The organism is Azospirillum himalayense, assembly GCF_042657465.1.
Taxonomy (GTDB): Bacteria; Pseudomonadota; Alphaproteobacteria; order Azospirillales; family Azospirillaceae; genus Azospirillum; species Azospirillum himalayense.
Genome location: NZ_JBHSLC010000010.1, coordinates 353,821 through 369,191, shown reverse-complemented (window position 1 = coordinate 369,191; position 15,371 = coordinate 353,821). Strand labels below are relative to the sequence as shown.

At 70.0% G+C, this 15,371-nt stretch carries 5 protein-coding genes; 3 read left to right on the top strand and 2 right to left on the bottom strand.

Features of this window, described 5'->3' with window-relative positions:
- Positions 1-104: 104 nt before the first annotated feature.
- The 3 genes from ACFPMG_RS08880 to ACFPMG_RS08870 all read left to right on the top strand — a co-directional run bounded on the left by ACFPMG_RS08880 (position 105) and on the right by ACFPMG_RS08870 (position 13,136).
- Positions 105-10,481 carry a beta strand repeat-containing protein gene (locus ACFPMG_RS08880; RefSeq protein ID WP_376994804.1) on the top strand — a complete coding sequence of 3,459 codons (10,377 nt, stop codon included), beginning with the start codon at positions 105-107 and terminating at the stop codon, positions 10,479-10,481.
- Between the two features lie 812 nt (positions 10,482-11,293).
- Positions 11,294-12,118, top strand: coding sequence for a hypothetical protein (locus tag ACFPMG_RS08875; RefSeq protein WP_376994802.1), 825 nt, complete (start codon positions 11,294-11,296; stop codon positions 12,116-12,118).
- A gap of 10 nt (positions 12,119-12,128) precedes the next feature.
- On the top strand, positions 12,129-13,136 hold the full coding sequence (locus ACFPMG_RS08870) for a YihY/virulence factor BrkB family protein (RefSeq protein WP_376994801.1): 1,008 nt from the start codon (positions 12,129-12,131) through the stop codon (positions 13,134-13,136).
- Between the two features lie 28 nt (positions 13,137-13,164).
- Here ACFPMG_RS08870 and ACFPMG_RS08865 read toward each other — a convergent pair whose 3' ends face one another.
- The gene (locus ACFPMG_RS08865; RefSeq protein WP_376994800.1) at positions 13,165-14,127 is read right to left on the bottom strand and encodes an acetyltransferase domain-containing protein; all 963 of its coding nucleotides are present in this window, start codon (positions 14,125-14,127) and stop codon (positions 13,165-13,167) included.
- Positions 14,128-14,204: 77 nt separating this feature from the next.
- Positions 14,205-15,155: a sensor histidine kinase gene (locus ACFPMG_RS08860; RefSeq protein WP_376994799.1), complete on the bottom strand. Its 951-nt coding sequence runs from the start codon at positions 15,153-15,155 to the stop codon at positions 14,205-14,207.
- Positions 15,156-15,371: the final 216 nt, after the last annotated feature.

The window sequence follows — 15,371 nt, the reverse complement described above, 5'->3', positions numbered from 1 at the left end:
CCGGCAACCTGACCGACACCGCGAGCAACGCCCCGGCCGCCGTCACCGGCCAAGCCGTCACCAACACCTCCCCGCCGGCCGACACGACGCCGCCGTCGATAACCATGGTCACCATCCCCAACCAGCCGGCCAAGGTCGGCGACGTGGTGACGGCGACGATCACCGTGGCCTCGGACAGCGACACCTACACGCTGGGCGCCGGCAGCACCATCGGCGGCTTCGCGCTGGGCAACCTGACGAAGGTCAACGCGACGACCTACACCGCGACCTTCACGGTCACCGCGGACGGCCAGCGCTCGGGCGACCGGGCGGCGAACCAGGACGTTCCGGTCAACATCGTTCTGGTGGACAGCGCCAGCAACGCCAACGCCGCCTACACCACCGCGATCAGCCAGAACAACGACCGCATCGACACCAACGCCCCGCCGGTCCTGGCGGTGCCGACCACGCCGCCGACGCTGGTCGACACGGCGGCCAACGACACCTTCCCGCTGGTATCCGGCCAGCTGGTCGCGACCGATCTGGAAGGCGACACGCTGACCTACTCGGTCAGCGGCACCCAGACGCCGGGCACCTACGTGATCGGCGGCGTGACCTACAACATCGCCTCCACCGGTGCGGGCGGCACCGCCTACGTCAACAGCCAGACCGGCCAGTACGCCTACGTGTTCGACGCCGCCTTCCTGAACGGCGTGCCGGCGGGACCGATGTCGGGCACCACCACCTTTGGCGTGTCCGACGGCAACCGCACGGTCACCCAGCAGCTCACCCTGAACTTCACGGGCGCCAACGACGCCCCGATCCTGTCCACCGACGTCCGCAGCCTGTCGGCCATCGACCAGGGGGTCGCCGACGCCGCAAACGCCGGGACGACGGTTACAGCGATGCTGGCCTCCGCCGGCACCGCCACGGACGCCGAGTACAACAGCCCGGTCCCGCTCGTCACCGTCGTCCCGCTGGGCGTCGCCGTCACCGGGGTGACCAACACTCACGGCGTGTGGCAGTACAAGGTCGGCAGCGGAAGCTGGACGAACATCCCCGTCGGCGCGTCGAACGGCTCGGCGCTCCTGCTCGCCGGATCGGATCGCATCCGCTTCGTGCCGTCGGGCTCCGGCTTCGCCAGCACGGACACGGGCGGGCTCGTCTTCAAGGCATGGGATCTGACCAGCGGAACGGCGGGCAACCTCGCCGACACCACCAGCGGCTCGGCCTTCAGCACGGCCAGCGCCAGCACGACGATTCGGGTCGACGCGGTGCCAACGCTGACCGCCACCGGTGGAACCGCAACCTTCGGCGTCGGCGCGTCCTCCGCCACCAGCCTGTTCAGCGGCGTGGCCGCCTCCACGGTGGAGGCGGGGCAGAGCTTCCGCGGCGCGGTGTTCACGGTCAGCGGCGTGGTCGACGCGACCGAGGTGCTGAGCATCGGCGGGACCGACATCGCTCTGTCCAACGGCGCCACCGCCTCCCTGACCGGTCTGGGGACTGCGGGCGGCAACGCCAGCGTGACGGTCACGGTGGTGGGCGGCGTCGCGACGGTGACCATCACGGGGCTTGAGCGCACGGATGCGCAGATGAGCGCGCTTCTGGGGAGCCTCGGCTACAAGAACACCAGCGGCGGAGCGACGCTCGGCAACCGCACGGTGGCCATCTCAAGCCTGACCGACACCGGCGGGGCGACCGGCAGCGCAGCCATCGCCAACATCAGCACGGTGGTGAGCGTCGCGGACGTCACGCCCCCGAGTGCCCCGGTCGTCACCACGGCGGCGCTGAGCAAGAGCGCCACGCCGACCATCGGCGGCACGGCGGAGGCGGGCAGCACGGTGACCGTGACGGTGGGCGGGGCGACCTACACCACCACCGCGACGGGCGGGGCGTGGAGCCTCGACCTGTCCACTGCCACGCCGACGGCCGGCACGCTGAGCCTGAACCCGAACGGCACCAACGCCGTGTCGGCCACGGCGACCGACGCCGCCGGCAACGTCTCCGCCCCCGCCACGCAGACACTGACCCTCGACACCACCGCGCCGGGTGCGCCGACCGTCACCTCGGCGGCGCTGAGCAACGTGGCGAAGCCGACGGTGGCCGGAACCGCGGAGGCGAACAGCACGGTCACGGTGAGCGTCGCCGGCGCCACCTACACCACCACCGCGAACGCCAACGGCGGGTGGAGCGTGAACCTCGCCACCGCCACGCCGACGGCCGGCACGCTGAGCCTGAACCCGAACGGCGCCAACGCCGTGTCGGCCACGGTGACCGACGCCGCCGGCAACAGCTCCCCGACCGCCACGCAGACGCTGACCCTCGACACCACCGCACCAGGTGCGCCGACCGTCACCTCGGCGGCGCTGAGCAATGTGGCGAAGCCGACGGTGGCCGGAACCGCGGAGGCGAACAGCACGGTCACGGTGAGCGTCGCCGGCGCCACCTACACCACCACCGCGAACGCCAACGGCGGGTGGAGCGTGAACCTCGCCACCGCCACGCCGACGGCCGGCACGCTGGCGCTCGACGCCAACGGCGTCAACGCGGTATCCGTGACGGCTCGGGACGCCGCCGGCAACAGCTCCCCGGCCGCCACGCAGACGTTGACCCTCGACACCACCGCACCCGGCGTCACCGTCGCGCTCGGCTCCAACAGCCTGGGCGTCGACCAGACGACCACGGTGACCTTCACCTTCACCGAAGCGCCCACCGGCTTCACTGACGACGACGTCACCGTGCCCAACGGCGCGCTGTCCAACCTTGCCGTGGTTCCGGGCAGCAACGGGCTGGTCTACACCGCCATCCTGACCCCGGCGGCCGACCGCGTCGCCGCCGACAACCGCATCACGGTCAACCTCGGCTGGACCGACGCGGCGGGCAACGCTCCGACCGCGACGGCCAGCTCGACCGCCTACTCCATCGACACCCGGCGCGTCGACGCGCCGACGCTGGGCGGCGGGGTCGCAGACCAGGCGGTCAACGACACCGCCAGCCTGCGACCTTTTGCCGGCTTCACCGTGGGCGACAGCAATCCCACCCAGTCCCAGACCGTCGTGATCAAGCTGCACGATGCCGCCGGTACGGTGGGCGACGCCACCGGCTCCTTCACCCAGGAGAGCCTGACCGCCAGCGGCTTCACCAGGACCGCCGCCGGCACCTACAGCCTCACCGCCCCGAGCGCGGCGGCGGCGCAGGCGGCGTTGCGCCGGCTCACCTTCCAGCCGACCGGCAACCGGGTCGCCCCGGGAGCCACCGAGACGACCACCTTCGCCGTCACCGTCACCGACGACACCAGCCTCTCGTCCTCCGACGCCACGACCAGCGTGCGCGCGCTGTCGGTCAACGACCGCCCGACGCTCGCCCAGACGCTCGGCACGCGCAGCGTCGACCAGGGGCAGGCCTTCGCCTACACGGTGCCGGCCGGCGCCTTCGCCGACGCCGACACGGGCGACACGCTGAGCTACAGCGCCACGAGCCTGGACGGCTCGGCGTTGCCCGCCTGGCTGAGTTTCGACGCGGCGACCGGACGGCTGTCCGGCACGCCGGGCAACGCCGACGTCGGCAGCCAGGCGGTGCGCATCACCGCCACCGACGCCGCCGGCGCGGCGACCTCGGACGTGCTGATCGTCCAGGTCGCCGACGTCAACGACGCCCCGGTCGCGGTCAACGACACCGTCACCACCAACAAGCTGACGCCGATCGCGGTGAACGCCGCCAACGGCGTGCTGGCCAACGACAGCGACCCCGACTTCGGCGACCGCCCGGTCGTCAGCGCGGTCAACGGCGACGCGGGCAACGTCGGCAAGACCATCACGCTGGCGGGCGGCGGCAAGCTGACGCTGAGCGCCGACGGCCGCTACACCTTCGACCCGGCCGGCGGCTACGCCAGCCTCCCCGCCGGCCAGACCCGGCAGGAGACGGTCTCCTACACCATCACCGACCGGGCCGGCGCCACATCCACGGCGACGCTGACCATCACCGTCAGCGGCGCCAACACCGCCCCGACGGCGCAGGAGACCAAGCAGGTCGCCATCGACCAGAACTCCAGCCGCGTCGGCCTGTCCATCGACAAGCCGGTCGATCCGGAGGGCGACGCGCTGACCGTCACGGTCACCGGGCTGCCCACCATCGGCACGGTCCAGCGCTTCGACGGCACCGCCCTGCAGGTCGGCGACACGCTGACGCCGGACCAGCTCGCCGCCGTCGTCTACACGCCGCCCTTCGGCACCACCGGAACCGCCGGGCAGTTCACCTACACCATCTCCGACGGCGTCAACCTGGTCGGCCGCGCCGTGGCGATCGACCTCACCCCGGTGCAGTGGCTGAGTGTCGGCCCCTCCGTCGTGGCCGGGGCGGAAGGGAACTCCGGCACCACCGGCCTGGTCTTCACGATCACGCGCCATGGCGACACCTCGGGCAGCACCACGGTCACCTGGCAGGTCGACGCGCCCGCGGACAGCGGCCTAACCGGCAGCCTGGCCGACGCCGCCGACTTCGGCGGCGTGCTGCCCGGCGGCACCCTCACCTTCGCCGCCGGCGAGACCAGCAAGACCATCACCATCCCCGTCAGCGGCGACCGCCTCGTCGAGGACACCGAGCTGTTCCGCGTCGCGCTGGTCGGCTCCACCACCACGGTGGCCAACGCCAAGATCGAGGTGGAGACCCGCACGGCCATCGGCACCATCCTCAACGACGACCGCGCCGCCACCGTCACCAAGGTCACCGGGCCGGGCGCCGGGCGCTATCTGGCGACGCGCGGCGACGCGCTGGAGTTCACGGTCGCCTTCACCGACACGGTCGGCGTCGCCTCCGGCACGCCGCGCCTGACCCTGACCATCGGCAGCCAGACCCGCTACGCCACCTACGACCGGACCGAGAACGGCGCGTTGGTGTTCCGCTACGTCGTGGCCGCCGACGACCTCGACAAGGACGGCATCGCCGTGGCGGGGACGCTCGACCTGAACGGCGGGCGCATCGTCGACAGCGCCGGCAACACGGTCACCAGCCTGACGCTGGGCAAGCTCCCGGCGACCGACAAGGTGCTGGTGAACGTGCGTGGCGGCCGGGCCATCGACGGCTACATCGCCGGCGCCACGGTGTTCGCCGACGCCAACGCCAACGGCGTGCTCGACGCCGGCGAGGCCAGCGGCAGCACCGACGCGGTGGGCAACTGGTCGGTCGAGGGCGGCAGCGGGCCGATCATCATGCTCGGCGGCACCGACATCTCGACCAATCTGGCCTTCACGGGCGTCTACCAGACGGCGGCCACGGCCTCGGTGATCAATCCGCTGACCACGGTCGTCATGGGCATGGCCGGGTTGGGCGGCAGCGACGCCGCGATCGCCGCGGCGGTGACCGAGCTGAAGAGCAAGCTCGGCCTCGACGCCGGCCTCGACCTGTTGAACTACGACCCGATCGTCGCCGCGACCAGCGCGGGGGCGAGTGCTTCGGCCATCGCCACCGCGTTGCGGACGCAGGCCGCCGCCGCCAACATCGCCAACCTGATCGTCCAGGGCAGCGCGGTGCTGACCGGGGCGGTGTCCGGCACGGCTCCGGCGAGCGGCGTGATCGGCCGGGCGCTGGTCAGCGCCATCGCCGAGGCGGTCGCGGCGGTGCCGGCGGGGAGTACGTTCGACCTCGCCGACACGACTGTGCTGGCGACCATCCTGACCAGCGCCGGCGGCAAGGTCTCGGCCATCGACAGCGCCAAGCTGGCCGCGGTGGTGACCCAGGCGGCCAGCGTCATCGCCGCGGCGAACGGGGCCGTCGTCAGCGCCAGCGGCAGCAGCGACGGTCTGGCCGGCCTGACGCAGATGGCCCAGACGCAGGTTGTCGCGCAGGGCGCGGCGGCCGCCGAACTGCAGAGCGGCACCGCAGCGGGCAATGTTTCGAACGCGGTCAGCACCTTCACCGGGAGCAGCCTGCAGAGTCAGATCAGCAGCGCGACGGTCGCCGTCGTGGTGCCGTCGCGGCTGGCCATCGCGGCGACCGACGCCGACAAGCGTGAAGGCGACGTCGGCAGCACCGCCTACAGCTTCACGGTCACCCGCGCCGGCAACACGAGCGGCGCCCTGACGGTCGACTGGGCGGTGGCGGCCAACGGCACGCTGGATGCGGCCGACTTCGGCGGGACGCTGCCCGCGGGCACCATTTCCTTCGCCGACGGCGAGAGCACGAAGACCATCACCGTCCAGGTCGCCGGCGACACGGACATCGAGCCGGACGAGACCTTCACGGTGACCCTGTCCAACCCGTCGGTGGCGGCCACCGCCCTCGACACCGCCACGGCCTCCGGCGTCATCCGCAACGAGGACCCGATCAACCCGAAGCTGACCCTGCCGACGGCGCCGACGGCGGTGACGGGCCAAGCGGCGGCCATCGGCGGGCTGACGGTGGCCGATGGCGACAGCGCCACGGTGACGGCGACGCTGACCCCGGGCAACGGCACCATCACGCTGGCCGGCCCGGCGACGGTGGGCACGGCGGCCGACGGGACCCTCACGGTCAGCGGCAGCGTGGCCGATGTCAACGCCACGCTGGCCACGCTGGTCTTCACCGGAGCCGCCGGGCAGACGGCGGGCAGTCTGGCGGTCACGCTGAGCGACGACGACCCGACCACGCCGGACGCCTCCGGCACCCTGGCCATCGCCCTCCAGTCGGCGCCGGAAAACGTGCTGCCGAGCCGCCCGACGGTGATCGCCCGCCACTCCATCGAGATCCTCGGGCTGGAGCTGCGGGACGCCGACGGCGGCACCATGACGGTCGTGCTGACGCCGACCAACGGCACCATCACGCTGCCGCTGTTCGGGGCGGCCACGGCGACCGACCTCGGCAACGGCAAGATCCGGTTGACCGGCACGCTGGACGACGTGAACAAGACGCTCAAGCAGCTTGAGTTCACGGGGGCCCGGCAGGCGACGACGGCCTCGATCCTGTTCGAGACCGCCGACGACCAGCCGCTGACCGCCGACGACAGCGACCTGCTGCTGATGGACGTGCTGTCGCCGCCCGAACAGACGGTGCCCGCCGCCCTGGCGGCGGTGGCCGGCCAGGCGACGGCGGTGAGCGGCCTCGTGGTGGAGGATTTCGACAGCACGACGGTGCAGGTCACCCTGACGCCGACCGGCGGCACCCTTGGGCTGACCGCCCAGGGCGGTGCGTCGGTGTCGCAGCCGGGCGGCGGGGCCTACCGCGTGGTCGGCACCCAGGCCGACGTCAACGCCACGCTGGCGACGCTGACCTACACCGGGACCGTCGGGACGACGGCGGGCACCATCCAGGTTGCCTCGACCGATCTCGACGGGCGCACCCCGGTGGTCACCGACACCATCGCGGTGACCATCGACAACCTGCCGGCGGTGACGGTGCCCGGCTCGCTCAGCCTGGTGGCGGGTACGCCGGCGGTGCTGGCGGGACTGAGCGTGAGCGACCCCAACAACCGTGTGCTGACGGTGCGCCTGAGCCCGTCCGGCGGCACGCTGGCGGTGGCCCCGGCAGCCGGCGTGACGATCACCGGCAACCCGGACGGCTCGCAGACGCTGAGCGGCTTGGCGAGCGCGCTGAACACGGCGCTCGCCGCGGCCACCTTCACGGGCAGCGTGGGGACGGCGCAGGCCGCGCTGGCCGTCCAGGTGGACGCCGGCAACGGCCAGAACGCCCACTCGCAGCTCGCCATCGCCCTGTCGGCGTCGCCCGAGCTGACCCTGCCGGCGACCAGCCCGACGCTGCTCGCCGGGACGGCCACGGCGGTGTCCGGTCTGGCGCTGTCCGACACGGGCGCGGCCATCGCCACCGTGCGCCTGACGCCGAGCAACGCCGCGCTTGCCCTGACGGCGGCCGGCGGCGCGCAGTTGACCGACCTCGGTGGCGGGGTGCTGGCGGTGGTCGGCACCGCGGCGGCGGTCAACGCCACCCTGGCGACCCTGACGGTGACGCCCGCCGACGCCGCCATGACGGCAAGCGTGGCCATCGCGGCCGACTATGCGGGCGGCATCCTGCCCGGCGTGAGCGGGACGCTGGCCGTCGCGGTCGCGCACGCGCCGACCCTGACCCTGCCGCAGCCGGTCACGGTCGATCCGGGCCTGACCACGGCGTTGAACGGTATTCTGGTTGCCGATCCCGACGGCGGCACGCTGACGGTGACGTTGACCCCCGCGCAGGCGGTGCTCGCCGTCGCCGCGGCGGGTCAGGCGACGGTTGGCACGGCAGCCGGTGGAGCGGTGACCATCACCGGATCGGTGGCCGATGTGAACGCCACGCTCGCCACGCTCGCGATCACCGCGGCACGCGCGTCCACGGCGACGATCGCGGTGACGGTGAGCGACGGCACCGTGGCCCCCGCGGCGTGGGGGACGCTGACGCTGCCGGTGGTGGACCGCACGCCGCCCGGAGCCCCAACCATTGCGGGAGCCTTCCTCGACGACGCCGGAACCGCGGCGGGCGGCCTGATAAACCGCGGTGCGCTGCTGGTGCGTGGCGTGGCGGAAGCGGGCAGCACGGTGGCCCTGGCGGACAACGGCCTGGTGGTTGCGACGGTGACGGCCGGGGCCGACGGCGCTTGGGTCGCTGACTTCCGCGCGGCTCCGCTGCCCGACGGCGGCCACAGCTTCACGGCGGTGGCGACCGACGCGGCGGGCAACACGGGCACGGCCTCCACCGCGCTGGCGCTGACGGTGGACACGCAGGCGCCTGCGGCCCCGCAGGTATCCTTTGCCGACGCCGCCATCGACCACAGCAAGCAATCCAACGTCGCCTTCACCATCGCCAACGGCGAGGTGGGGACGACCTACCGCTGGACGCTGACCTCGTCGGGCGGCGGCACGCTGAGCGGGACGGGACGGATCGCCAGCGCGTCCGACACGGTTCGTGGTCTGGACGTTTCAGGGCTGTATGACGGTACGCTGTCACTATCGGTCATGCTGACGGACGATGCGGGCAACGCCTCGCCGGCAGCCTCGGCCACGGCGGCCAAGGCCACGGCGGTGACCATCGACGGCGCGCAGGTGCAGACGCTGTCGGGGCAGGCGAACGGCAAGACGACGAGCACGGTGGTGGTGCAGGCTCCCGCCAGCAGCCGCGCGGAGGATCCGGGCACGGCGAACGCCACCCTGGCCGACGTGCCGGTGGTGCAGGAGACGCGCAACGGCTCCACGGTGACCACCCTCCAGGTCAGCCTGCCGACGGGCGTCGGCGTGACGGCGAGCGGCCCGGCGGCCCGGCAAAATCCGACGCAGTCGCTGGACGATCTGGTCCGGGAGATCCAGGCGCGCACGACGGCGGGAACCTCGTCGCGCACCGGGCTGGAAGGTGGTGGCCGGGGGTTCCTCGGTGCGCTGCCGCAGACCACGGCGCTGCTGGTGCGGACCTTCGACTTCACCGCGGCGACGGCTCCCGACACGGCGGCAAAGATCACCGGCACGGCCCAGGACGGCTCCTTGCCGACGGCGCTGGTGATCAACACCACGGCGGTGGGCGCGCCGTTGGCGATCCAACTCGACAACGTCGAGTTCGCGGCGGTGATCGGGCAGGCGACACTGACCGGTGGGGCCGGCAACCAGACGGTCTTCGGCGACGGCGCCGACCAATACCTGCTGCTGGGTGAGGGTGACGACTACCTGTCCGGCGGTGGCGGCAACGACACGGTGGCCAGCACGCTGGGCAACGACACGCTGCTTGGCGACGACGGCGACGACCTGCTGGGCGGCGGCGAGGGCGACGACCTGCTGAGCGGCGGGGCCGGTCAGGACACGCTCGGCGGCGGGGCCGGCAACGACACGCTGGGCGGCGGGACGGGCAACGATGTGCTGTTCGGTGAGAACGGCAACGACGTGTTGTTCGGCGAGGACGGCAACGACACGCTGTTCGGTGGCGACGGAGCGGACATCCTGGTTGGCGGGGCGGGCGACGACGTGCTGGCTGGCGGGGCCGGCGGTGATACCTTCTTCGGTGGCGAGGGAGTCGATACGTTGTTCGGCCAGGAAGGCGACGATATCCTGGCGCTGGGGGCGGGCAACGACATCGCCGACGGTGGCGACGGCGACGACACGCTTTTCGGCGAGGATGGTGACGACACGCTGTTCGGCGGGTCGGGGGCCGATATCCTGTCTCTGGGGTCGGGCAACGACCTCGCCAGCGGCGGGTCGGGCAACGACACGCTGTTCGGTGATGACGGCGATGACACGCTGTTCGGCGGGGCGGGAAACGACGTTCTGGCCGGCGGAGCCGGGAACGACGTGATCTTCCTCGACCAGGGGGCTGACACCGTCTGGGGTGGTGACGGAGCGGATCTGTTTGCCATTGGCTCGGATTCGGGTGGATCGGTGGTGATGGACTTCACCGCGGGTACCGACCGTCTGGCGCTGTTCGACGCGGCGCTCAACCTCGCGAGCGTGATCGCCTCGGCGCGGGTGGTGAACGGCTCGACCGTGCTCGACCTCAAGGCCGGGGTCAGCGTCACCATCCTCGGCCAGACCGGCGATGTTGCAAATTGGTTCGGCTGATATTCCCAAAGCCGTCCCAAACCTGGGGAAGGGATGGTAAAGCGCTCTGCGAAGGCAGTGAACCGGCGGTGCAATGAAGTGGCGGGGCATGGTGGAGGTGACGGGCGATGACGGCGCCGTGAAGCAGCACGTGATCTCCGAGGGTGAGCGCTCCGGGACCGGTCAGGCGTAAGCGGAGCGTGATTGCACCGGATCAGCCGTTGACGGCCGGCTTCCAACTCCACGGGGGCAACTCGGCGACACGGTTGGCGGGATGGCCGTTCACCGTGCGCTCCAGGCTGGACATCCCTCCAAGACGAAGCGCTCACGGTTATCTTCCGCTTGATCGGCGTCAGTAGAGAAGAGAAAATTGAGAAAGAGATCTGTAGAAAGTAAATGCAAGAAGCAGTGGATTCCTTGGTCATCTGCGGCACGAACTCGACCGTGCCGTCACAGAAGTGGAAGATCAGAACAATGACATCTTTGGAGGGTAGTGCGCTGTATTCGGTGCCTCAGTCCCGCTGAAGACGATTTTTGGCAAGACCGAGCTATGGGGCGAGATCGAAAGATTTTGTGCGTCCATCATCAATCCCCCTTGTCGGCAATGGATTTTTAGATTGCTTTCACTTGTATTCAGCCACTGTGTTTTGTATGCGCATTAGATCATTGATATAATTCGCAGCGGTTTGCAAGGTGTGGGGTACCACTACCGGTTGCTGCCTGTTTAAAAAGATCGAGCGGGCGATCCCTCGTGTCACCCCGGCCGCAAACCGGAACCTTCCGCTGACCTGCGGTGTTGCTTGGCGGCAGCGTCAAGAGGGGGAGTCGCCGGCATGAACCGAGCCACCGATCCGTATGCCGACACCATGAGCGGCGTCGCGGCGGGCACAACAGCAAGCACCACACCCACATCCGACGCCTCGGCATCGCCGCGCGGACGGCGTGGGACGGATGAGATCGAGCAGGACATCCATGCCATCCGTGGCCGCATGGACGCGGTTCTCGACGAGATCGAGTTCCGCCTCTCGCCCGGCCAGATGTCGGGCGGCGTCATTGAGGTGGTCCGTGACGTGGTGGAGGGCAACCCATCGCGCATGGCCCGCGCCATCCGTTCCAACCCCTGGCCCCTGGCTCTGGTTGCGGCGGGTGCCCTGTGGTTCGCCTGGACCGTGTCGCGCACGCCTGAGGTCGAACCCGCCACCGCCGGAACGTCAACGGGACGAGTCGTTGATGGGACGATACAAGATGTGCTGAGCGTTCTGGTCGCCGCCTGCCGCCAGGGAGCCACCGGATTCCGCCAAGCCGACATGGTTCTGGGCGATCCCGACCTGAAGGGGCGGCTGGCCCAGGTCGCCACCCAGTTCGACCGAAGCGCCGCCGCCTTGGAAGCGGAACTGGTGCGCCGCGGCGGCGGCCGCGATCTGCAAGCGCCTGTCCATGCGGTCTGGCGTGATCTGGACACCGAACTGGGCGGTTCGCGGACGCGCGGCGGTCTGCTCCGCGGTCTGGAGAACGGTGTTGAAGGCACGCTGGGGCTGTTCCGCAACAGCCTGCACGATGACCTTCCCGAGGAGCTGACGGTGATCGTCGGAGCCCATTTCCACGAGATCGAGACAGTGCATCACCGCGTCGGCGCTCTGCGCGAAGCGGTCGCGTGAGGGAGGGGGCATGCTGGGGCTGAGCCGTCGCCACCGCAACCAATATCCGCGCGTCGAGATGGGGGGGCGGGGTCGATCGGCGGCCCGGCCGTCCGACATTCCCAAGGCGGGCTGGAAGGACATCCTCTGGCGTACCTGGGAAGAGCAGGGGAAGGACAACATCTCCATTGTGGCGGCGGGGGTGGCCTACTACGCCCTGTTCGCCATTTTCCCGGCCATCGCTGCGCTGGTCTCGATTTACGGCCTTGTCTTCGACCCGGCGGGGGTGGAGCAGCAGGTCAATCAACTGGCCGGATTGCTGCCGCCCGAGGCGCTGAATGTGCTGCGCGATCAAGCGCGCAACGTGGCGTCGGCGCCGCAGGAAGGTCTGGGCTTCGGCGTCCTGTTCGGCCTCGCGCTAACGCTGTGGAGCGCGTCGCGCGGCACCAACTCCCTGATCACCGCGCTCAACATCGCCTATGGAGAGGAGGAGCGGCGCAGTTTTCTCCGGCTGGCCCTCCTGTCGCTCGTGCTGACGCTGGCCGGGCTGGTGTTCATCATTGTCACTCTGGCGCTGATCGTTGCGGTGCCTGCGGCCATCAACTTTCTCGGTCTGCGCGACACGCCCATCGGCTGGGCGGCCAGCCTTGCGCGCTGGCCCATTCTGGCGGTGGCGATCGTGCTGGCGCTTGCCGTGCTTTACCGCTATGGCCCGGACCGGCGGCAACCGAAATGGCGCTGGGTCACCTGGGGATCGTCCATCGCCACGGCGCTGTGGATCATCGCCTCGGTGGGCTTCTCGATCTACGTCTCGAACTTCGGCAGCTACAACCAGACCTACGGGTCGGTCGGGGCGGGCGTGGTGCTGCTGCTGTGGTTCAACCTGACCTCCTACGTGATCCTGATGGGGGCGGAGCTGAACGCGGAAATCGAGCACCAGACCGCCCGCGACACCACGGAAGAGGATGGGCGCGGTCCGAAGCCGATGGGCCATCGCGACGCCTACGTCGCCGACACGGTGGGAAAGCGCCGGGCGTAGCGCTTTCCCCCGCTCGACGTTTTCCGGGTCAGCGGTTGCCGCAGCTTTGGATGATGCCGTCGACCTTGCGGGCGCTGTCCGCGGTCAGACGGTCGTGGATGAAGTCAGACCACAGTCCGACCCGGTTCAGATCGTCGGACACGCAGCGGCAGGTGGCGGTGCATTGCGCCGCCTCCCCGCCTCTGGCGGTGCAGGTCGCGACGCAGGAATTTTGAAAGCTGCGGATATCCGCCGGGTCGGCACCGATCCCCATCGCCAGCAGGGACAACAGGCCGAACAGCACGGGCTGGTGCAGCAGATACACCGCCAAGCTGTGCCGCCCGGCCCGGGCGAACAAGCGCCCGGCCGCTCCTCCTGGAGTTTTCGTCGGGCCGGGACGCCACAGCCGCCCGAGCGCCATCCCGAAGAGGAAGCCGCCGAACCAGGGAAAGAGCGGCACATAGTCGTTCGATTCCGGCGCAAAGGTCATCAGCCCGATCCAGCGCAGCCAGGGCTCGTCGAACAGTGGCAGGGCGACCGTCTCGCCCAGCGCGATCACCGCCACACCGAGCAGCAGAAGCGCCGGCCAAGGCAGGCGCAGCAGCGCGAGGCCGAGAAGGCTCGCCACCGCCATGTGATGCAGCACGCCGAAGAAGATCGGGCTGTCCGGAAACATCGCCAGCGACACCGCCGACACGCCGACAGCGGCCAGGACGAGCAGGGCGAAGCGTCGCAGGAAGCGGCGCCGGTCGATGCCACCCTCTGCCGCCAGGACGAGGCTGAAACCCGACAGGATCAGGAAGCTGCCGAGGATGCCGGTGCGCGCGGCCAGCCAGAGCGGATTGTCGAACAGGTCGAAATCGGCCAGGCCCAGATAGGTCAAATCCCAGGAGCCGTGATAGAGGGCCATGGCGAGCAGCGCCACGCCCCGCGCGAAGTCGATGACGCCGACGCGCCGGGCCGTCGTGGTCGCCGAGACCGCCGATGCGGAAGAGGTGGACAGGGTGGGCATGGGGCGACTTTGTGCCGGAACGGCGCGCCGCTGTCCACCGATGCCCGTCAGGAAAAGGCCTGTCAGGAAAAGGCCTGTCAGGAAGGCATGGGCCGGGTCAGAACCAGCCGGGCCGTAGTGCCCTGTCCGTGCGATCCGGTCATGGTGAAGGTTCCGCCGATCTGGGCGGCCAGCGAGCTGACGATCTTCAGGCCAAGGCTGGAGGGGCGCGTCAGAGTGAAGCCATCGGGAAGGCCCGCTCCGTCATCATGCACCGTCAGCACCAGCTCCCCATCACCGGTCCGCAGATCGACGCCGATCCGTCCGGCCTCGCCGTTGGGAAATCCGTGTTCCAGCGCGTTGCTGACCAGCTCGGCCAGGATCAGGGCGAGCGGGATCAGGGTGTCCGGTGGCAGATCGGACTCGGCGGCGCTGACCGTGCAGTCGACCCGCTCCGCCCCGGAGGTCTTGAGGATGTCCTGGCACAATTCGCGCAGAAACGGCTCCATGTCCATCGGCCCGTCATGGGGGGCGTGGAGCCGGCGGTGCAGGCGGCCCAGTGTGGACAGCCGTCCAGCGGCCTCCTCCAGCGCGCGGCGGGCTTCGGGGTCCTTCACCTTGGACTTCTGGATCGCGATCAGCGAGGAGGCGAGTTGAAGATTGTTCGAGACGCGGTGCTGAAGCTCGCTGAACATCACCTGGGTCTGCTGCGTCAGGCGGGCGCTGCGGTTGCGCTCCTCCGCCAGCCGCTCAAGCGCCACGTTCATGATGTGGATCACGGCAATGTCCACCGCCACGACCAGCCCGAAGAAGCCCAGAGCCAGGGCACTTCCGGGATTCAGGTCAAGCGATTGGTTGGGGCCGAGGAAAAAGAACCAGGAGGCCAGCCCGCTCAGCAGAGCCGTCAGGATGCCCGGCCAAAGCCCGGCCAGGAAGGTGGTGACGATGACCGCCGGGAAGAAGGTCAGGAAGGGGAACCCCGCCGGCAGCCGGTCGTCCAGCGCAAGGCGCGCCACCAAGGCGACGGCAAAGGTCGCCAGCGCGAACATGAACCCCAAACCCTTGTGCCCGCGCAACCGGGAAAGCTGGGCAAGAGTCATATGCGGCGGTTGTCCGTTTCGAAAGCGGGGAACGGACGATGCCGTCCGTAGAGGAGAAGGACTACGATAGGGAGATTCGTATGCGAACGCACCGCCTTTTATACGGGTGCTTGGCAAATTAAGTTCGATCTTCGTGGCGTCCGTTCAGCGCTTGGCCACCGGTCT